The organism is Flavobacterium tegetincola DSM 22377 (assembly GCF_000425485.1).
GTDB classification, from domain to species: Bacteria; Bacteroidota; Bacteroidia; order Flavobacteriales; family Flavobacteriaceae; genus Flavobacterium; species Flavobacterium tegetincola.
The window spans coordinates 2,629-23,270 of the sequence record NZ_KE384390.1 but is presented as its reverse complement, the minus strand read 5'-3'; the positions used below and the strand labels follow the sequence as shown (position 1 = coordinate 23,270).

Genomic DNA, 20,642 nt, shown 5'->3' with positions numbered 1-20,642 from the left:
AAAAAAGAGTATATCAAAATTATTATCTGTGGGCTTATTACATAAATTAAAATTACAAAACACTTGTATTAGAACAAATTTCGTGTTTTATACATAATAACTCTGAAGATAATAAGTTGACTTTCGGAATAATTTAGTGTAAAGCCATTGCCCTGTCATTGCGAGGAACGAAGCAATCTCATTGCAATTTTATGAAGCGAATCTATCGCGCTGTCATTGCGAGTATCGAAGCAATCTCAATCCATATTCCCGCCATCCCCCCGCATCTCTCGTAAAAACGCGAGGATGCTCCTTCCTGTCGCGGCTAGGCGAGGTACTTTGAGCATCTTTGGTTTCGTACGTCGAGCTTCAAAAAGTACAACAGAACAACCATTTAGTTACGCTGGAAGACAGTCAAAAAAAATTACTGTCACAGTTTTTGCAGAAAGAGCAAAAACACGTACTGGAAAAGGACTTGCGCCAGTAATTTTCTTCCGTAAGGCAATTTTATTACATTTACCAAAACAATTTTTAAAAGGGATGCAGTAATAAAAAAGCATTCTATATCACGTTGATTAATTTAAATTAGAAAGCAAAATAAATTCCGCGATTGGTAGATATAAATCAATAAAAATTTAAATTTAAAACTTTTACTTTATTATTGTCAAATTTACTTCAACACCCGCAAGTGGATTACTTCTTATAATAAGTTCAGCATTAATTGTCTTTGCACGACTTTTAATATTTTTCAAACCAATGCCTTCATTCAAAATACTTACATCAAATCCAACACCATCATCCTTGACACTAATAATTAAAAACTCTTCAAATTCATTTACAGAAACTACGCAAGTAGATGCGTAAGCATATTTGTTAACGTTCAAAAGCAATTCCTGCAAAATCCTATAAATGTTAATCCGTACAATCGACGAATAAAGATTCCAAACAATTGAATCAGTTATATCAATTTCAAAACGCGTTTTCCCTATCTCATTATTTTTAGCAATTAATTGCTCAATTAAAAAATCGAAACCAGCTTCATTCTTGAAAAAATTAGTGTTCAAATTATGGGACAAAGTTCTTATTTCTGTCTCTAATAGGTGTAAATCTTTAATATAACCCAATCTCTTCTTTTGAGAAGCTTCATCACTTTGAGTATTAAGCGAACCTAAAATCATCCGAATTCCATAAATTTGATTCACCACACCATCGTGCAACTCTTTCGATATTCGATGCTGTTCCTGCTCTGTAGTGCGAATCAATTCCGCTTGGAATTCTTCGGTTATGAGTAACATTTCATTTTCAGCAATCTCTTTCTGTTGCCTGTAAAATAGATCCTTTTTTACAGCGATCTTACTTCTTATAATTTGTATAATTAAAAATAACAGGATAGTACTAGATAATCCGAGTAACAATAGTAAATTTTTATTAGAAAGCACTTCATTAGCATCTTCAATTCGATTCGTTTCATACTCAATTCTAGTAAATTTCTCTCTACTTTCCCGTTGCTTTTTTGTGATACTATCATTGACTCGGATATACTCACTTTTATAATACACACCTTTTTCAGGATCAACTTGAGCTAAAAAATTCAAAATTTTTAATTCCTCCTTACCACTATTTAACTTTTTGGCTAATGCTAACGCTTCTACAAAAAGCACTTTAGATCCCATAAAATCCTTGGTCAATAATTTATTTTCTCCAAGATCAATGATCGTATATAAATAGCCCTGATTTGATTTTACTTTTTTTGTAATATCAATTGCCAGCTTCAAATAGTAAGACGATTCTACATATTTTCCACTTTTCATTAAAGAATAACCTAAATTACCTAAAACGATGTAATGTAATTTTGGGTATTGCTCTAAATTATTTGATTTAAGTATATCCCTTAATTCCAATACGGCTTTCGCATACGCACCAGTTTCATTATAAACAAGACACCTATTAACCATATTTATTATATTGTAATCATAAAAAGCATCCTTATCTGTATCCGCTTGCTTCATTTTGAGCAAAACCTTTGAAGCATCATCAAAATACTTCAAAGCTTCTTTATACTCCCCTAATTCAAGATGATTGGATCCTTGTAAGGAATAACACCGGAAGGTGGTTAAGTATTTATTGGAATCTTTTAAATTTTGCAAGGCCTTTATAACTTCAATTTCACTATCCGTGTAATTACCTTCATAGAATAGTAAATAGGCTTTGTTATAATGAACTTTTGCCAAACGATCTTCATTCTTAAGAAGTCGAAAGATCTTTTCAGATTCTTTATAATAATAATAATAAGCACTATCCTTTTCGTACTCCCTAAAATAATCCCCTATATAGTACAGCGACCTTCCCATACTAAAAGAATCTTTTAATTTTGCAGATGTTTCATAAGCCAGAACGGAAGTTTCAAAAGAAGATTTTGAATTATTTAAATTATAATATTCTTCTGAAATTTTAAACAAAAGTTTAGACTTTATTGAATCATTTTTATATTGCTTTAAATTAATTAAAACAGAATCTAAGTAGTGGTTTTTCCTTTCCGTGGGCAAGGCATTAAATGTAGCTTCGTTGAAAACAGATGAGATTGAAACGCGATCTGATGAGTTACATCCGGCCAAGAATAAAAAGAAAAATAATATTTTTTTCAAAAGGTAATAATTTTCTCAAAGATAATAAAAGCCATGCAATGCACAGCTTTTATAAAATCTATTAAAACCAAATATTAATCATCTCTACCAATTATAACAGGTGGGATAGCTGTTCCAGGAGGAGTAGTTAAGCTATCGTTGAAAATAAATACACTATCACTTTCTTGAATAACATCAATATTCATATTCAAGTGTTCGCTAGAATCTAAATCATCTGTTGTACAAGAGCTTAAAAATATACTGGCAGCAATAACTGTAAAAAAAACATACTTTTTCATAAAAAATAAATTAAAAATTAAACATGAGTTAATTATGCGATAGTTGACATCGCAATTATTTTTCTAAAAAAGCAGAGATTACTTTTACAGATGTTTTTCAATGACTAGTTGTTTATAACACTAGTTCTCTCATCAAAAAACACATTTGAATTCAAATATTCATTTGTAGTGAACACCGCAAAAATAGAATGAATTTGAAAGAAAGAGATAGATTTTAAAGCGTCTTTAGTAACTCGTAGTTTGAGTTAAGTAAGTAAGCAATTATTCATAGTAACTAACAATAAATTTATCCCATTCGTTTAATAATAAGATCAATTTGATCTTTATAGGTCCTAGAAAATGGAATCGTAATAGTGTTATCTGACAAATAACAAGCGCATTTTCCTAAATTGATTCTACTTATAAAATTGATATTCACAATAAAACTGTGATGAATTCTAAAAAAATAAAAAGGCAGTTGTCCTTCAAAATATTTTAAGGTTTTAAATCCGTGAACAACACTTTCATTATGTAAGATAAAATCAGTGGTATTATTATCTGCTTTTAAGTAAACAATCTTTTCAAAGGGTATAAAATGATGATCACCGTTAGATCGAATACATAATTTACTTGTAGATACATTGTAACTCAATTTATTAAATTTTAGTATGGATTTCTGTAATTCAATACTTTTAAACGGAAATAATAAATAATCTGAAACACCATGTTTCAGTGCGCTATAAGCATTATTCTCATTTCCATTAACGGCGATAAAATAAGGAAGTTCATCCAAATACTGGTTCAGTTCATAAATTAGGGTCAGTGGAATGTCAGAAGAAAAATGAAAAAAAACGAGTTGAGGTTTTTTACTTATAATGGCATTTAATGATGCTTGAAAATTCTTATAATAACCAATGCATACTAAATCAGTGAATGATTCATAATCGCTTAAATTTTCATCAATCAAACCTAAAAAATCGATAATTATGTATGATTTCTGCACCTTTTGTATAAATTTGGTGCAAATTAGTATTCATTTATATTTCAAATTACGGTTTAAAGCACAATTAATTACGGTTACCTATGATACCTACCAATCAAAACATTTTAGTAGTTGATGACCATCCCATAAATACGGATGCCTACATCAATCTAATTGCATCCAATAGAGAAATACAGGAAATATATTTTCATAAAGCGATAGATTGCGAATCGGCATCCAAAATAATTAATCAACTAGAAAAAAGAACTATTCCATTAAATGCAGCACTGATAGATATTAGTATTCCTCCATTTCATAAGGAAAAGTTATTGTCGGGAACTGATATAGCCTTGCTAATTAGAAATTCGTTTCCAGATTGCATTATAATAATGTTAACGATGCATACAGAACCACTGTTACTCTTTAATGTACACAAACAAGTAAAACCAGAAGGATTTCTCTCTAAAAATGACATTGATTTTGAAACTTTTCCGGAAATTTTTAAAAGCATCGTTAATGCTGAAAATTTCTACTCTCCGTCAATTAATAATTCAATTCAAAAATTACTTCGCCAAACCATTAAGTGGGATGAATACGATACCCAAATTATTTTGTGTCTGGAAAAAGGAATTTTGACTAAAAATTTATCGCAGTACATCAACTTATCATTAAGCGCAATCGAAAAAAGAAAAGCGACTATGAAAAATCAAATCTTAGACCGAAAAGCAACTGACAATGAGTTAATTGAAAAATGTAAATTGTTAAAATTGATTTAATTTAGTAGACCGTAAAAAATCATCCATAAAACCGTAAATAGCAGTATTTTTATCTCTTACCTTTGAAAAAATAAAAATAAATAAGTAACTTTTAAGCTTAGCTTTTTGATCAAAGTTTACATTTACATATATAAATATAATCAGATATAATATTTAGAAATGAAAAAAATATTTTTAGGAGTGTTTATTATTTTTCTCTTCTTTTCCTGCAAAAGTTCTTGTACTAAAATTGGCAGCAAAAATGCGAATTATATTCCTTATTATTTAAAAGTATATGAGGCTGATAGTTTATTTGTTGTTGGGAATTATCAGGATTCTTATGACATTTTAGATAATTTGTTCAAAAAATATGAGCCAATCAATACTTTTAAATTTGATGAATATAGTACATTTTGTAAATTGAAAATAATACTTAATAAAAAATTAAATCAAGACGATTTCTTTAAATTAGTGTCAAAATATGGATACGATAATGATTGGCTTGAGACTGATTCAATACTAAGTTCTTATTATAAAACATTTGAAAAAATGGATATAAAATATAAATCTGCTAGAGAATTGTATTTAAAGAGTATAAATTTAAAACTACGAAATGATATTGTTATTTTAATTAACCAAGATCAAAAATATAGAATTGGAAATAAAACTTCTGAAAGTCAACAAATGAGGAATTATGCAGATTCGGTAAATCAGACTGAACTTATGCGAATTTTTAGAGATTTTGGCTATCCAAATATGTCTATGATTGGAAATTATACCATTGATAAAAAGTTAGTTTCTATTTCCCCAATCTTATACCATACTAGCACTTCTATAAATAACGAGTATTTTTTTAAAAACGTTTTTGAAAATATGCGTCAAGGCAATGAAGAGCCTGATGTATATGCATTTATGATTGATAGATTTAATATGTTTAGAAATATAACCCAAATTTATGGAACTTTTAAAGATAATTTAAAGTTATCAGAAAGAGAAATTAATAAAAACAGACACCTTATAGGGCTTCCGTCATTAGGATATGTAGATTGGAAAAACAATTTACTAAACCCTGAACCAAAGTAGAATTATTAACAATTAATTATATATTTTATGAAAAAATTAGAAAATTTCGATCAAAAATTTGTTTTAGCAAGTAGTAGTATGCATCATATTGCTGGTGGTGCTGGTGGTAGTCAGCAGAATGGACCAACTTATAGTACTTGTGAGGATAATTGTGGAGACAGTACACAAACGATTCTAGATGACAATGGTAGGTTTTTTAAGACTGTTAACACCATTTATGATGTTGAATGTTAATATTTATTTGCTGAAATGATATTAATAATAACCGAGAAAGCCGATCAATCTACAAACAATGTAATTAATTGGCTTTCTCATTTTAAGTTGAAGTGGTTTCGTATAAATGAAGATGATGATTTAGACTATTTATTTAGTGGGACTGACATCACCATAAAGAAAGGTAAACAAAGTTTTGATTTATCAGAAATTAAAGCAGTTTGGTATCGTCGAGGACATTTAAGATTTAAGTTTCATCCGATTAATGATGAGTACATTAATAATTCTTTGAAATCTGAATATATTAAAATTCATGAGTTTATTTATTACAAACTTTCATTATTGCCTCATATAAACACTTTTAAAGGTTCTGATGTAAATAAACTAATTGTAAGCGATATTGCAAGAAAACTTAATATAAAAACTCCGGATGATTATTTGTTCAGTGAAAAAATAAGATTGTCAATATTGGAGCCACATTTAGAATATTCAACAAAATCAATAACAGGTAGTAATGTTTTACATTATGAAGGTTTTTTTGCAGTCGATTACACTGTAAAGCTCGAAGGTAATTATTACATCCCTACTACGTTTTTTCCTTCTTTAATTCAGAACTATATTGTTAAAAAATATGAATTAAGAATATTTTATTTACAGGGAGAATTTTGGTCAATGGCTATCTTTTCACAAAAAGATAATACAACAGCAACAGATTTTAGAAATTATAATCGTCAAAAACCAAATCGCAATGTTTCTTTTGATATTCCCAAATATTTAAAAATTCAACTTAGAGAATTGATGACAGAGTTAAACCTAAATTGCGGATCAATAGATATGATTGTTACTCCCGAGAATGAATTTTATTTTCTTGAAGTCAATCCTATAGGACAGTTTGGAATGGTAGATATACCTTGTAATTATGGATTAAACAAAGAAATCGCAAGCTATTTTAAAAAATATTATTATGACTAAACAAGAAAACTTCAAGAAGCTGTTAAAAAATAATAGAGAAAATATTTCACTTTCTTTTAATAATATTACTATAAAACAAAGCATCTCTGCTATAGGAGGTAAGTTTGTAGCAATAGATTTCTATGACACAAATAGATTTCATGTGTCTACCAATGTAAAAAGCGTTACCAGATTCTTATGATGAAACATTTTAAATTATACTCTAATTGTTTATTGGTTAAAGGTTTTAAACGTTCTCTAATTGTAGACACTCAAAGGATTCAATATCAACTCATTCCAAATGATCTTTTTGAAATTTTGCTTAAAACCGAAAAAATAAGCTTAGACGAAATTTACATAGAATATAATATAGAAAATAAAAAAATTATAGAAAATTATTTTAATAGACTAATTGAAGAAGAGTTGGGATTTTATTGTAATGAAGAGGAGGTTGAATGGTTTCCTAAAATGAATATCGATTTTCAGACACCATTTTTGATTGAGAGTTGTATTGTTGAAGAACTCTCTGAAGTAGGAAAATATAAAAATTTAATTTTGCAGTTGGAAGATTTACAATGTCAGTACATAGAAATCATAATGTACGAAACATTAACGAATGAATTACTTTTAGATATATTGAGTCTTTTTGAAAAAAGTTCAATTAATCGCATAGGGTTGATTCTAAAATTCGATGAACATAAAGATTTAACTTTTTTAAAGTATTTAACAACGAGATTTTTAAGAATAGTGAAAATCATAGTTCATTCGACAGAAGATAATGAAGTACTAAACTGTAACGACTTTAATGCCACTGAAATAATTAAATCTAGCATTATAATTGATTCATTTAAGTTTTGTGGAGTTGTAGACATGAAATATTTCACACCTCATATTGCTCATTTTACAGAATCCTTACAACATAATACATGTTTAAATAGAAAAATTTCAATAGATCGAAACGGTGAAATAAAGAATTGTCCAGCAATATCAAAAAGTTTTGGCAAACTGCAAGATACTAGTTTGGCTACTGCATTGGCAGACCCAGAATTTAAAAAATACTGGAATGTAAATAAAGACCAAATCAACACATGTAAAGATTGTGAGTTTCGTCATATTTGTACCGATTGTCGAGGCTACACAGAAGACGAGAATGACCAATATGCAAAACCCTTGAAATGTGGTTACAATCCTTACACTAATGAATGGGCAGAATGGAGTACTAATCCGTTAAAAGAAAAAGCCATTGAATATTATGGTATGCAAGATTTGGTAAAAAAAGATGTATAAAAAGTTTCCTCATTATCTTCAACCAGACTCCAAAGATTGCGGAGCAACTTGCCTAAAAATAATTGCCAAACACTATGGCAAAACGCTTAATATTCAAACTTTAAGGGAATTATCTGAAACTACAAGAGAAGGAAGTAACCTTCTAAACTTAAGTGAAGCAGCAGAATCTTTAGGATTTAGAACTTTGGGTGTAAAGCTTGACTTAGAGAAATTGCAAGAAGCGCCGTTACCTTGCATCTTACATTGGAATGCAAATCATTATGTCGTATTATACAAACTAAAAATCACGAAATCTAAAGTAGAAAAATTTTACATATCCGATCCAGGTTATGGTTTGATTGAATATACTCAAGAAGAATTTTTAAAGTTATGGATAGGGAATAATGCCAATGAAACTACCGAAGAAGGTATAGCTTTATTGGTTGAGCCAACGCCTAAATTTTACCAAAATGAACTTGATGAAAACGAAAAAAGTTTTGGGTTTAAGTTTATCTCAAAATACGTGTTGCAATACAAGTCGTTTGTAGTACAATTAATCATTGGATTAGTAGCGGGAAGTATCTTGCAATTAATATTTCCATTTTTGACCCAAAGTGTGGTAGATGTAGGGATTCAAAACCAGAATATCCATTTTATTTATATGGTTTTGGCAGCACAGTTGTTTCTGTTTTTTGGCAAGACGGCTTTGGAGCTTATCAGAAGCTGGATTATTTTGCATCTTTCTACACGAATAAATATCTCGTTAATTTCGGATTTTTTTATTAAGTTGATGAATTTGCCTATTTCTTACTTTGATGTACGGATGACGGGTGATATTATGCAACGTATCAATGACCACCATAGGATTGAACGGATTCTGACCACTTCGTCATTGAGTGTGCTATTTTCGGTGATTAATATGTTTATCATGGGAGGCGTTTTGGCTTATTATAACTTGAAGATATTTGCCGTATTTTTTACAGGCAGTTTTCTGTACTTTTTATGGGTTATTTTGTTTTTAAAACGACGTGAAGTATTGGATTACAAACGTTTTGCAGAAGTAAGTCAAGAACAAAGTAAAGTGATTGAACTCATCAACGGAATGCAGGAAATAAAACTACACAATGCCGAAAAACAAAAACGTTGGGGTTGGGAATATATTCAAGCACGATTATTTAAAGTTTCAATGAAGAGTTTAGTGTTGGAACAAACACAAGGTATTGGTTCTAACTTTATCAATGAACTTAAAAACATCATTATAATTTTTTTGTCGGCAAAACTAGTTATTGATGGTCAGATTACTTTAGGGATGATGATGGCAATAACGAGTATTGTAGGTGGATTGAATGGACCCATTATACAGCTTATTGGTTTTATCCGTGAGTTGCAAGATGCTAAAATATCACTAGCACGATTGTCTGAAATTCACGACAAAGAAGATGAAACGCAAAATGATGTAGAGAAAGTAAAAGAGATTCCTGAAGATTCAGACATTGTTATAAAAGATTTGGATTTTAGGTATGTTGGCTCTGATGTGAATGTGTTGGAAAATTTAAATTTAGTTATTCCTGCAAATAAAGTAACGGCTATTGTGGGAACGAGTGGAAGTGGAAAAACAACATTGATGAAATTATTGTTGAAGTTTTACGAACCAAATCGAGGAGAAATAAGCCTCACTCCAAAACCCTATCCCGACAATTTCACAATTGGAAGAGAGTTAGCTTCACAGGAAGTTCGGGATAGAATTGGATTGAATTTGGAAAATATCAGTCAAAAAACATGGCGTAGTCATATCGGTACAGTAATGCAAGAAGGTTTTATATTTAATGACACTATTGCGAATAATATTGCAATTGGTCAAGATGTAATTGATAAAACACGTCTACAATATGCAGCTGATGTGGCTAATATAAAAGAGTTTATTGAAAATTATCCATTGAGGTACAATACTAAAATTGGTAGTGAAGGTGTGGGAATGAGTACGGGACAAAAGCAACGTTTACTGATTGCACGAGCGGTCTATAAAAATCCTGAAATGTTGTTTTTTGACGAAGCCACGAGTGCTTTAGATGCCAATAATGAAAAGGAGATTATGGAAAAGCTCGATATTTTTTTCAAAAATAAAACAGTTGTTGTTATTGCACATAGATTAAGCACCGTTATGAACGCCGACCAAATTGTAGTTTTGGAAAAAGGAAAAATTATCGAGTTGGGTACGCATACGGAATTAGTAGCTTTGAAAGGAAGTTACTTTAAATTAGTGAAGAATCAGTTGCAGTTGGGGTCTTAACATCCTCCAAGTTTTTTAAAACTTTGGAGATTTGACTTAGGTCAACGTCAGCAGTACTAAAAAAACGACCTTCAGAAAAACAATTAAGATATAAAATGCCAGAAGAACATAAAGAAATAGAGTTAAGAAGTGAAGAGGTACAAGAAATACTCACGCGCGTACCGCATTGGATGATACGATGGGGAAATATTGTGGTACTTCTCATTCTTTTTAGTATGATGGTAGGTGCGTACTATGTGAAGTACCCAGACATTGTAACCACTCAAGTAATCATCACAACTCAAAATCCTCCTGAAAAATTAGTGGCACGAACAAGTGGCAAAATAGCCCAAATTTTGGTTGAAGACAGAACGGAAGTTTTTCCTAAAAATGCATTGGCAATTATAGAAAATACAGCAAATTATAGCGATGTTTTGCAATTAAAAAGTTGTGTAGATACTCTATCTACAAATACTGGAACATTTAATTTTCCTATTGATCGATTTGCTAATTTTCAGTTGGGTGAAATTCAAAATGCTTTTACGCTTTTTGAAAAGGATTATATTGCATATGATTTGAATCGAGATCTTAAACCGTATACTATAGAGAAAACCGCCCAAAGTTTAGAAACCAATCAATTAAAAGAACGTTTATTATTGACCCAACAGCAATATCAAATCAGTCAAAACGAATTGCAATTAAAAAAGCAAGAATTAGAAAGGTACCGAACACTGTTTAATAAAGGTGTGATTGCCACACAAGAATGGGAAAGTAAAAGTTTAGATTATCTACAATCCGAAAAAAATGTGCGTAATATAAGTTCACAATTATCTCAAATGCGTTCTTCCATTAATGAATTGAACAGGAATTCTGGCATCACAAAAATTAGTGAATCGAAGGATAATATCAATTTACTACGTAATGTCTTGCAGTCCTTCACTCAATTAAAAAAAGCAATAAACGATTGGGAATTAACCTATGTTTTGCGTTCTTCAATAGAAGGACAAGTATCCTTTATGCAAATCTGGGTCAAAAATCAAACTATAAGTTCAGGCGAAGAAGTCTTTACGATTGTGCCAACAAACAACAAAAATTATATTGCCAAAGTGAAAGCTCTAGCACAGAATTCGGGAAAAATCAAATTAAATCAGGTTGTAAATATCCGATTAGCGAATTATCCTGATCGTGAGTTTGGTATAATTAAAGGAAAAGTACACTCTATTTCTTTAACCCCCGATAAAGAAGGGAATTTATTAATTGATGTATCACTCCCTAATGGTATAGAAACATCCTACAACAAAAAAATAATCTTTCAGCAGGAAATGTCCGGAACAGCTGACATTGTAACTGAGGATTTGCGATTAATTGAACGCTTGTTGTATCAGTTTAGGGATATATTTAGGCGATAATCCTGTACTTCGGTTTTAAACTTACAATGAGAAAAATTACTGAAACAATAGGTTAATAAAGTTTAAGAAATACTATTTTTCCTACTTGATTGTTTTTATTAGAAAGTCTACCTCAGTAGAATTCCAGTTGTGAAAAGAAAAGATTTCTTACGCTGTAAATTTGCACTATTGAGACAAAATGAAAAAATATGCCTAGTGACCATGTTGTTTAATAGGGATCAAAACAAGAAATACTCTACATAGAAGCAAAGAAAAATCAATTAAGTTATAAATGCTCATAGATATTTTGGTATTAATAACTAAACCATAAATCAATTTACAAAAAACCGTACATTATTATTACTGAATTAATTATTTTTGATTAATCTACATTTAGATTATGCTTTTATTATGTAACCAGTGCACGGGCCGTACTGAAAGCATATCAAAGATGTAAACACTATTAATTCTATAATATTAAAATTATGAAAAATTTAAATTTAATTGATGACTTTTCAGCTTACGAGCTTCTTAATGCGCAAAACATTGTAGGTGGCGGCAGAGGTAATTTAGTTCTTACAAGTACAACTGTAGTTGGAACATATACAAATGGTTCTGGTCAAACATTTATGGATATTCGATTTGGAGACGGTAGCACAGTATGTGACTCACCCGACTCTGATTGGGGTGGTACACAATACCCTGTTGGTTCTGAAATTGGATAGATTTTATTAGAGGCGGTAAATTTTACCGCTTCTTGTTTTCACTAGATTTTCTATAAATAATATTTATTACAATTTGAAATGAAAAAAAATATATTAATTTTACTTCTTAGTAGTACATTATTCGCACAAGAGCTTACTACTAAATCCACAGATAAATTTGATTTTAATGTTGCATTCAAGAGTTCAAATAGAGATGCTACTAAATTTAGTGGAATAAAATTCCCCAATGTAAATATTGACGATATAGATGGTAATCTATTCACAAGTAAAATGTCCAAAAGATTAGTCTTTTATAATTTTTGGCATAAAGGATGTGCTCCATGCATAACAGAAATGGAAATGTTAAATCAACTTGCATCTCTTTTTTCTAACAATGTTGATTTTGTCGGTATTACGTTTAATTCGAAAAAAGAAATCAATTCTTTTACTAAAGTTCATCCATTTAATTTTCGTCATATTTCATTAGAACAAGAGAAAATAAATAATTTGTTTTTACATAAGGGTTACCCAGCATCGTTTCTTGTTTTTGATGGTGAGATTATAGAATATTCAAGTGGTGGTTTTTCTGATTTTACTTCCATTTATTGTTACCCTAGTCTCTTTAATACCTATTCGAAGTTTAGAAATGCTATCGAAGATAAATTAAAAGTGATTAAATCAGAATGATATACATTTTTTCTAAGTCTTATAATCCTACAGTAGATAAATTAATAGATTGGTTAATATACTACAAACTCGATTTTAAAAGAATTGACGACATAATTTCAGAATTTGATAATATTGAATTTAGAAGTAATCTTGCGACTGCAACATGCGATGAGGTTAATTTCTATATATTTAATAAAATTAACTTACCTTTTAATTTCAGCTCAAATCAATATCTTAACAATCATTTAGTTTATGAATATCTATTTGGATTCTTTGCAATCATTAATAGACGAAAAACAATGGGCAACATTCTACAATTGCATAATGTTCCCAAAATTACTACATTGTATGATGCTAAAAAATTGGGGATTTTGATTCCCAAGACAATAGTAACTACTAAAAAGTCTGAATTGCTGGAATTCTACAATGAAAATTTGCAAATCATTACCAAATCTAGCCATGATTTATTTAATTTTAAAATTGATAATACTACTTACCGTTCCTATACAATAAAACTAAATTTAGATAACATTGAAACATACTCTGACAAGTTTGGATTGTCATTATTTCAAGAAAATATTGAAAAAAAATGCGACATTAAAAGTTTTTATTTTGACGGATTTTTTTATTCAGAGGCAATATTTTCTCAAAATGATGCTCAAACTGAAATAGATTTTCGTATTTATGATGTTATTAAACCTTCGAGAACAAGTAGTTTTAAATTACCTAAAAAGCTTGAAATCAAAGTGGAAAAATTACTACGAAGCTATAATCTCAATTTTGCAGTAGTTGATTTCGTATTAGATTATAATGAAAGTTTGTACTTTTTAGAAATAAATGTGGATGGAATATTTGATTCAATATCAGAAAACAATAATTACAACTGTGAAAAAATTTTAGCGCAATTTCTGTATGAAGAATATAATAAAACAAGAAATTAAAACTTTAGAAGATATTGTTTCATTGCAAGAACTTCCAATTTACTTTAAGCATTTAACGGAAATTGCATTTTCAGAAGCAAACACCCAGAACGTGATTGTTACGCCATCAAATAAGCACCAAACAGATAAACATAAATTATCTTTTTTTTTTAAACCAATAGTAAAAATACATCCCTGATGAAAAATTATTTTGCCTTTTTTTCTAATGTAATACTTACCGTAGGCAACAAGAGAACATTAGTAATAGATATTCAGCGTCAGAGAGTTTTTTATATTTCAAATAATTTGGTAAAATTCATTAAGAATGGTAAAATAAATTTAAAATTATTAGATTCATTTTCATTAATTGATAAAGAGGTTATTGAAAAGTGGTTGAACTACTTTATTGATAATAATTTGGGACATTATACAAATCATCAAGATATGTTTCCACAAATGAACATGAATTTTGATTATCCAGGTTTAATTTCTAATGCAATCATAGAAGTTTCGCATAAAAATAGCCACCTATTAACACAAAATCTCTATCATTCTCTTAACAATTTAGGTGCTAAAGCAATAATAATAATTTATATTGATAATTGTTTTGAAATCAACCAAATTTATAATTACTATAAAAGCTCTGATATTGAATATATAGAACTTTACCTTCCAGCTGAAAATTTTGACAATTCTCTAATTTTGGAAATTTCATCGCATAAACGTGTGAGAAAAATAACTTTTTATGGAATGAGTAACAAAAAAGAATCTATAGTAAAAGATAGTTTAGTAATTGATTTTTTAGAAAATAAAATCGATTTAATGAAGTCTTGTGGAAATATTTTTCTCAATAACACCTTAATAAATAAAGATGTAATATCTGAATCATTGAGTTACAATTCTTGTCTTCATAAGAAGATTGCGATAAATAGAGAAGGTACTATTAAAAATTGTCTCTCAATGCCTCAAAGTTTTGGAAATATTAAAACTACCACTTTGGAAGAAGCTTTAAGCCATCACGATTTTAAAAAATACTGGTCTATAAATAAAGATATGATTGCGACTTGTAAAGATTGTGAATTTCGACACATTTGTACCGACTGTCGTGCTTATACAGAACGAACACATTTTGAGGGTGAGATTGACTTGTCAAAACCTTTAAAATGTGGCTATAATCCCTACACTAATGAATGGGAAGATTGGAGTACTAATACTTTAAAAGAAAAAGCCATTGAGTATTACGGCATGCAAGAATTGATTACAAAAGATGTTTAAAATTGTCTTTACTATCTGCGTTCAGTTTTAATTGTACATGCACTCTTGTGTAAAAAAATCACGATGTTTCAGGTAGTTTTGGTGATAAATATTTAATTTTTTTTTGCCATTTCTATAAAACGGTCTCGCACATATTTTTACCTAAACACAGTTCATACACGATACGATTTTTAAAATTTACATATACATTACTAACTTCGATATAATGCTCATTGACTTTTACACAACAAAGAAAATTACTGTAATTGAATAAATACAAAGAAACTAAAAATATACTGGAAAAATATGTCAGTGATGTAATAAATAAAAATGAAGATAGTTAGGTATAGCCAACGGCCATATTATATTATGGCATCTCGCTATACTAAAGACGCAAATGGAAAGAAGCAGTCACGGTTTTCAATAGATCTTTAATTATATACTCCAACTTTTTAGATGTTTAGTTTTACAAAGCAATAGGTTCAGGTAGATTAGAAATCACAGATGAATATTAAAAATTACTAAAAAAATCAGAAACCGATTATAAGTTAGGATATACCATCAACGAATACAATAGTATTTACGAAGCCTACCCTTATAAAAAAAATGGAAATAAATAACACACCCCGTATGCAAAAATTAATAATTCTAGTAACATTACTTTTATCAAATTACTTGATAAGTCACGCACAGGAAGCAGACATCATACTTAAAAACGTTTCAATCATTTCGATGAAAAACGATATGGTTTTAAAAAACAAATCAATCGCAATCAAAAACGGAAAAATCATCGAAATTGCAGATAAAACTAAATTTAAAGCAAAAGAAATCATTGATGCTAAAGGCAGATTCATAATGCCTTCCTTATCCGATGCACACGTACATTTTCCTGCAACAGAAGAAGAAATGGAAACCGCATTGAACCTCAATTTAATAAATGGCGTAACAAAGTTACGCTCCATGCGTGGCGATTGGAAACATTACGAATGGCGTGAAAAATACAATGCAATCAACAGTTATTATCCAAAATTATATTTATCGGTACCAGCTATCAGTCGAAACGTGGATTGGACACCTGCCGAAATAGAAGAATTTGTAAAAGCAGCGAAAGACCGAAACCTTGATTTTATCAAAATTTTAAGCATAAAAGGGCAACCTTTATTCAAGCAGTTGGATAGCATTTGCAAAAAATACAATATGCCTATTGCAGGACATTATCCGCGTGTAGCATCTGGCAATGAGCTCAATGAGGATGTTATTTTCAACTCTAACTACACCTCTTTTGAACATTTGGGAGGTTTGGCGGGCGAAATTCAAGAAACTATTAATAGAAGAATTGCTTTGCTTAAAGCAAAAAATATAACTATTTGTCCTACATTATAAGGTACAGTGTAGGTTCGGGTCGTTACACGATTGAGGAATCTCGCAATTTGCCTGGAATGCAATTTGTACCAAAAGATAAAGTTGAAGAATGGGTGGACGGCACCAATAAATACCGTGAAAAAATGGGTCAAACAGCTCTCGATGAAGAGGTTGCTACTGAAATGAAAGCTTTAGACGAAAAATATAGAATTATCAAACAGTTAAACGAAGCCGGAGTTCCAATGATTTTAAGCCCAGATGCTTCAGGTAAATACATGGTTGCCGGTTTTAGTGTTCTAGGTGAAATGGAATTACTTAAAAACACAAACTTGTCGAACTACGAAATTTTAAAAATGTCAACTAGTAATTTCGCAAATTTCTTCAATGAAAATTATGGCATACTTGAAGTCGGTAAAGACGCTGACTTTATTATTTTAAACTCCAATCCGCTAGAAGATTTGCAAACATTAAAAAACATCCAAGGCATCTATTCTAATCAGCATTTTATTAATAAAAAAGCGTTGGATACCATTAGAGATTCAATCTTAAAAACAATACATAACTAGTACACTGGTCAGATATATTTACTGCAAAAGTGTGTCGTAAATGATACAAATCATTTTAAAGTTAAGATACTATTTTTTTATTAGGAGCGAATCGCTTGCGCATTTTCGTGAATCGATAGTAATGTATCAATTATCTTTAAAGTGAGAATAATTTAATTAAACAAATTATTTGTTGCTAAAAATCGATCTTAAAAATCAAAAAGTAACACCATTAAAATTAGTGAATGTATATAATAAAATTAGAGCCGTATTACTCAAGAAATTTAATTATTCAGTAAATTAAAAATCCAAATTTCTGTTTACTGGACAATTAATTAAAAACCCGTAAATCTTTCCAGATAAAACCGTAATTGAATGTAGTTATATTATTTACTTTTGACAAGAAAAATGTAAGGTATATTTCTTTGCAGAAGTAAACTATTCACTATTTTTTTTTAATACCAATGACGAATTCATCGTTTTTTTTTATTAATCTTTATTACTATGAAAACAATAATTCTTTTTCTTTTAATCAGCTTTTCAGCGTCGGCACAAAATTTTAATTTTCAACGCAGTTGGGGTACCTATTTTGGAGACGAACGATTCAAGCTCAAAGATTCTAAAACGGATAAACAAGGTAATTTATATCTTGTAGGAGTTTTTATTAATGGAACAAGTACAGCACAACCTGTTTTTCCAACGTCTAACAGTATTCAGCCCACTTTTGGAGGTGGATTATCCGATGGTTTTATTGCCAAATTTGACAATGTAGGGCAACTCTCCTGGGCAACCTATTTCGGTGGAACTGATATAGATTTAATTTCGGGTATCGATTTTGATAGTTCAAACAATTTATATATTGCAGGGTTTACGCAAAGTTCCAATAATATTGCTACTCCAAATGCAAACCAAACAACACTTAATGGCACCAGCGATTTCTTTATAGCTAAATTTACTCCAACCGGAATCCTGCAATGGAGTACTTATTATGGGGGAGATGGAACCGAAGGATTTGGATTAGCTGAAATTTCTTCAGGTGATTATTCCCTAAATAGATTGAGCATATCCCACGACAAGTCAAATAACTTTTACATAGCTGGGTATTCTGAAAGTCAAAATTTAGGAACGGCAAATACATTTCAACCTATAAAAGACCAATCAGGACAAATTATTGCAAAATTTGATAACGATAGTAACCACATTTGGACTACGTACTACAGCTTTAATGGTAATTATATGCTTGCCATAAAAGCTTCAACAACTGCATTATATGTTAGAGGACGCATAAATAATTGTAACCCTGCTCATCCTAGTGACAATAATTATTATGGTTCTGCAAATGGTTATCAACCTACATCCTTAAATTGTTCTAATACCTTCTTGTCTAAATTTAATAGCTCAGGACAAAGAGATTGGAGCACCTATTATGCAGACAGCAACAGTACTTCAAAAAAGTCGCTCGATATATTTCAAGATAAAGTTTATTTTTCTGGAGTAAGCTCTAGCAATTTAGTAACAACTTCCGGTGTTTTTCAACAATCTCCTGGTCTAGAATCTCCACCCTATTTAGTACAGTTTACAGAGAACGGGACACGGGACTGGGGCACTTATAACGGTTCTAATTTTGGATATCCTGCGTCTGGTGGTAATTATGGTGCGGACTATACCAGCATTGATGAATCAGGGGGTGTTTATTTGAGCGGTGTTACTGGTTTGCATAGTAATTTTGCAACTACTGGAGCGTATCAATCCAGTTTAAGTGGCCAAACTGATGGTTATGTGTGCAAATTTGACAATCAAGGACAAAAAATTTGGGGTACTTATTACGGTGGCAATTTGAGTGAATATGATATGAATATGCAACCATCAAGCAACAATACTTTTTTTGTAGTTGGCCACTCAACAAGTACATCAGGATTAACAACAACTAACTCCTATCAACCCAACATTTCAACTTATGATATAAATAATGGAACGCCTCAAAACATTTTCATTGCCTATTTTGAACCAGTACCTTTATCAACCAGTACCTTTAATACAGCTAACGTTACACTTTTTCCAAATCCTAATAATGGTAACTTTACCATTTCGTGTAAAAATGATTTTCTAGAAAACTCAAATTTAGAGATCTATGATACATTAGGAAAAAGATTGTATCAACAAAAATTGTATGGTAATGAAACTGTAATAAATCTGGAAAACTTTTCAAAAGGAATATATGTAGCCAAAATATCTAAAAATAACATGGTATTAAATTCTAAAATTAGCATAGAGTAAGACAGTACTTCCCTATAGCGAATGTAGGATTTATAAATACCATCACCTATTGTTCTTATAACGGCTTAAAATCACGTAATTCTTTAATTTTAACCTAAAATGAGTCTATTAGCTTTTTTTTAAAGGTTGTATTTGTATCAATTTAAAAACCAAGCTTGAAAATTATTTATATAAAATCACCCCAAAAGAGTGTCTACCTTTTTTGGGCAGTGTCAGCAGAAATGAAACTCAGTTTAATAAATGGCGTAACAAAGTTACGTTCCATGCGTGGCGATTGGAAACATTACGAATGGCGTGAAAAATGCAATACATTCAACAGTTATTATCCAAAATTATATTTATCGGCACCAGCTATCAGTCGAAACGTGGATTGGACACCTGCCGAAATAGAAGAATTTGTAAAAGCAGCTAAAGACCGAAATCTTGATTTTATCAAAATTTTAAGCATTAAGGACCAACCTTTGTTCAAGCAGTTGGATAGCATCTGTAAAAAATACAATATGCCTATTGCAGGACATTAGCCCCGTGTAGCATCTGGAAACGAACTCAATGAGGATGTGATTTTCAACTCTAACTACACCTCTTTTAAACATTTAAGAGGTTTGGCGCGCGAAAGTAAAGAAACTATCGATAGATGAATTGCTTTGCTTAAAACAAAAAATAGAACTATTTGTCCTACATTATATTGGTACAGTGCAGGATCGGGTCGTTACACGATTGAGGAATCTCGCAATTTGTGACTAAAACTAAAGTGGACGAATGGGGGGACGGTACGAATAAATACCGTGAAAAAATGGATCAAACAGCTTTCGATGAAGAGGTTGCTATTGAATGAAAGCTGTAGACGAAAATACAGAATTATCAAACAGTTACATGATGCTGGAGTTCCAATGATTTTAAGAACAGATGCTTCAGGTAAATACATGGTTGCCGGTTTTAGTGTTCTTGGTGAAATGGAATTACTTAAAAACAAAAAATTGTCGAATGACGAAATCTTAAAAATGACAACTAGTAATTTCGCAAATTTATTCAATGAAAATTATGGCATACTTGAAGTCGGTAAAGACGCTGACTTTATTATTTTAAACTCCAATCCGCTAGAAGATTTGCAAACATTAAAAAA

The 20,642-nt window shown here is 30.4% G+C and carries 20 protein-coding genes; 17 read left to right on the top strand and 3 right to left on the bottom strand.

Annotated features, from left to right (window positions below):
• The first annotated feature begins 285 nt into the window (after nt 1-285).
• A complete protein-coding gene (locus H602_RS0117745; protein WP_026979227.1) occupies nt 286-528 on the top strand; it encodes a hypothetical protein in 243 nt (80 codons plus the stop codon).
• Between the two features lie 101 nt (nt 529-629).
• Here the strand turns inward: H602_RS0117745 and H602_RS0117740 are convergent, their stop codons facing one another.
• The 3 genes from H602_RS0117740 to H602_RS0117730 form a co-directional block, all read right to left on the bottom strand.
• Entirely contained in the window at nt 630-2,624 is a 1,995-nt protein-coding gene (locus tag H602_RS0117740) for a tetratricopeptide repeat-containing sensor histidine kinase (protein ID WP_157505170.1), read from the bottom strand.
• 74 nt (nt 2,625-2,698) lie between these two features.
• Nucleotides 2,699-2,902 carry a hypothetical protein gene (locus H602_RS0117735; RefSeq protein WP_026979225.1) on the bottom strand — a complete coding sequence of 68 codons (204 nt, stop codon included), beginning with the start codon at nt 2,900-2,902 and terminating at the stop codon, nt 2,699-2,701.
• A gap of 286 nt (nt 2,903-3,188) precedes the next feature.
• Complete coding sequence (locus H602_RS0117730) at nt 3,189-3,884, bottom strand: LytR/AlgR family response regulator transcription factor (RefSeq protein WP_026979224.1); 696 nt, start codon at nt 3,882-3,884, stop codon at nt 3,189-3,191.
• Between the two features lie 80 nt (nt 3,885-3,964).
• On the opposite strand from H602_RS0117730, the gene H602_RS0117725 reads away from it, so the two are divergent.
• The 16 genes from H602_RS0117725 to H602_RS19165 form a co-directional block, all read left to right on the top strand.
• Nucleotides 3,965-4,639 (top strand): response regulator, encoded by a 675-nt coding sequence (locus H602_RS0117725; RefSeq protein WP_026979223.1) that lies wholly within the window; start codon nt 3,965-3,967, stop codon nt 4,637-4,639.
• A gap of 159 nt (nt 4,640-4,798) precedes the next feature.
• On the top strand, nt 4,799-5,701 hold the full coding sequence (locus H602_RS0117720) for a hypothetical protein (protein ID WP_026979222.1): 903 nt from the start codon (nt 4,799-4,801) through the stop codon (nt 5,699-5,701).
• A 27-nt stretch (nt 5,702-5,728) separates the two neighbouring features.
• Entirely contained in the window at nt 5,729-5,935 is a 207-nt protein-coding gene (locus H602_RS0117715) for a hypothetical protein (protein WP_026979221.1), read from the top strand.
• 15 nt (nt 5,936-5,950) lie between these two features.
• Nucleotides 5,951-6,886 carry a grasp-with-spasm system ATP-grasp peptide maturase gene (gene gwsG, locus H602_RS0117710; RefSeq protein ID WP_026979220.1) on the top strand — a complete coding sequence of 312 codons (936 nt, stop codon included), beginning with the start codon at nt 5,951-5,953 and terminating at the stop codon, nt 6,884-6,886.
• Nucleotides 6,887-7,063: 177 nt separating this feature from the next.
• Entirely contained in the window at nt 7,064-8,152 is a 1,089-nt protein-coding gene (gene gwsS, locus H602_RS0117700; protein WP_084404289.1) for a grasp-with-spasm system SPASM domain peptide maturase, read from the top strand.
• Nucleotides 8,145-10,421, top strand: coding sequence for a peptidase domain-containing ABC transporter (locus H602_RS0117695; RefSeq protein WP_026979217.1), 2,277 nt, complete (start codon nt 8,145-8,147; stop codon nt 10,419-10,421). Before gwsS (H602_RS0117700) ends, H602_RS0117695 begins: the two co-directional genes overlap by 8 nt.
• Before the next feature lie 95 nt (nt 10,422-10,516).
• Entirely contained in the window at nt 10,517-11,809 is a 1,293-nt protein-coding gene (locus tag H602_RS0117690) for an HlyD family secretion protein (RefSeq protein WP_026979216.1), read from the top strand.
• A 464-nt stretch (nt 11,810-12,273) separates the two neighbouring features.
• Nucleotides 12,274-12,513: a hypothetical protein gene (locus H602_RS0117685; protein WP_026979215.1), complete on the top strand. Its 240-nt coding sequence runs from the start codon at nt 12,274-12,276 to the stop codon at nt 12,511-12,513.
• Between the two features lie 78 nt (nt 12,514-12,591).
• On the top strand, nt 12,592-13,179 hold the full coding sequence (locus H602_RS0117680) for a TlpA family protein disulfide reductase (protein ID WP_026979214.1): 588 nt from the start codon (nt 12,592-12,594) through the stop codon (nt 13,177-13,179).
• Nucleotides 13,176-14,102: an ATP-grasp domain-containing protein gene (locus tag H602_RS19530; RefSeq protein ID WP_026979213.1), complete on the top strand. Its 927-nt coding sequence runs from the start codon at nt 13,176-13,178 to the stop codon at nt 14,100-14,102. The genes H602_RS0117680 and H602_RS19530 overlap by 4 nt, the downstream gene beginning before the upstream one ends.
• A 177-nt stretch (nt 14,103-14,279) precedes the next feature.
• Nucleotides 14,280-15,356, top strand: a complete 1,077-nt coding sequence (gene gwsS, locus H602_RS19525) for a grasp-with-spasm system SPASM domain peptide maturase (RefSeq protein WP_051224644.1) — start codon at nt 14,280-14,282, stop codon at nt 15,354-15,356.
• A 609-nt stretch (nt 15,357-15,965) separates the two neighbouring features.
• Nucleotides 15,966-16,718, top strand: coding sequence for an amidohydrolase family protein (locus H602_RS0117660; protein ID WP_157505168.1), 753 nt, complete (start codon nt 15,966-15,968; stop codon nt 16,716-16,718).
• Nucleotides 16,703-17,263 carry an amidohydrolase family protein gene (locus H602_RS0117655; protein WP_026979210.1) on the top strand — a complete coding sequence of 187 codons (561 nt, stop codon included), beginning with the start codon at nt 16,703-16,705 and terminating at the stop codon, nt 17,261-17,263. Before H602_RS0117660 ends, H602_RS0117655 begins: the two co-directional genes overlap by 16 nt.
• Before the next feature lie 483 nt (nt 17,264-17,746).
• On the top strand, nt 17,747-19,519 hold the full coding sequence (locus H602_RS0117650; protein WP_026979209.1) for a T9SS type A sorting domain-containing protein: 1,773 nt from the start codon (nt 17,747-17,749) through the stop codon (nt 19,517-19,519).
• A 221-nt stretch (nt 19,520-19,740) separates the two neighbouring features.
• Nucleotides 19,741-20,040, top strand: a complete 300-nt coding sequence (locus H602_RS0117645) for a hypothetical protein (RefSeq protein ID WP_157505166.1) — start codon at nt 19,741-19,743, stop codon at nt 20,038-20,040.
• A gap of 291 nt (nt 20,041-20,331) precedes the next feature.
• A partial coding sequence (locus tag H602_RS19165; RefSeq protein ID WP_157505174.1) for an amidohydrolase family protein occupies nt 20,332-20,642 on the top strand: 311 nt, incomplete at its 3' end.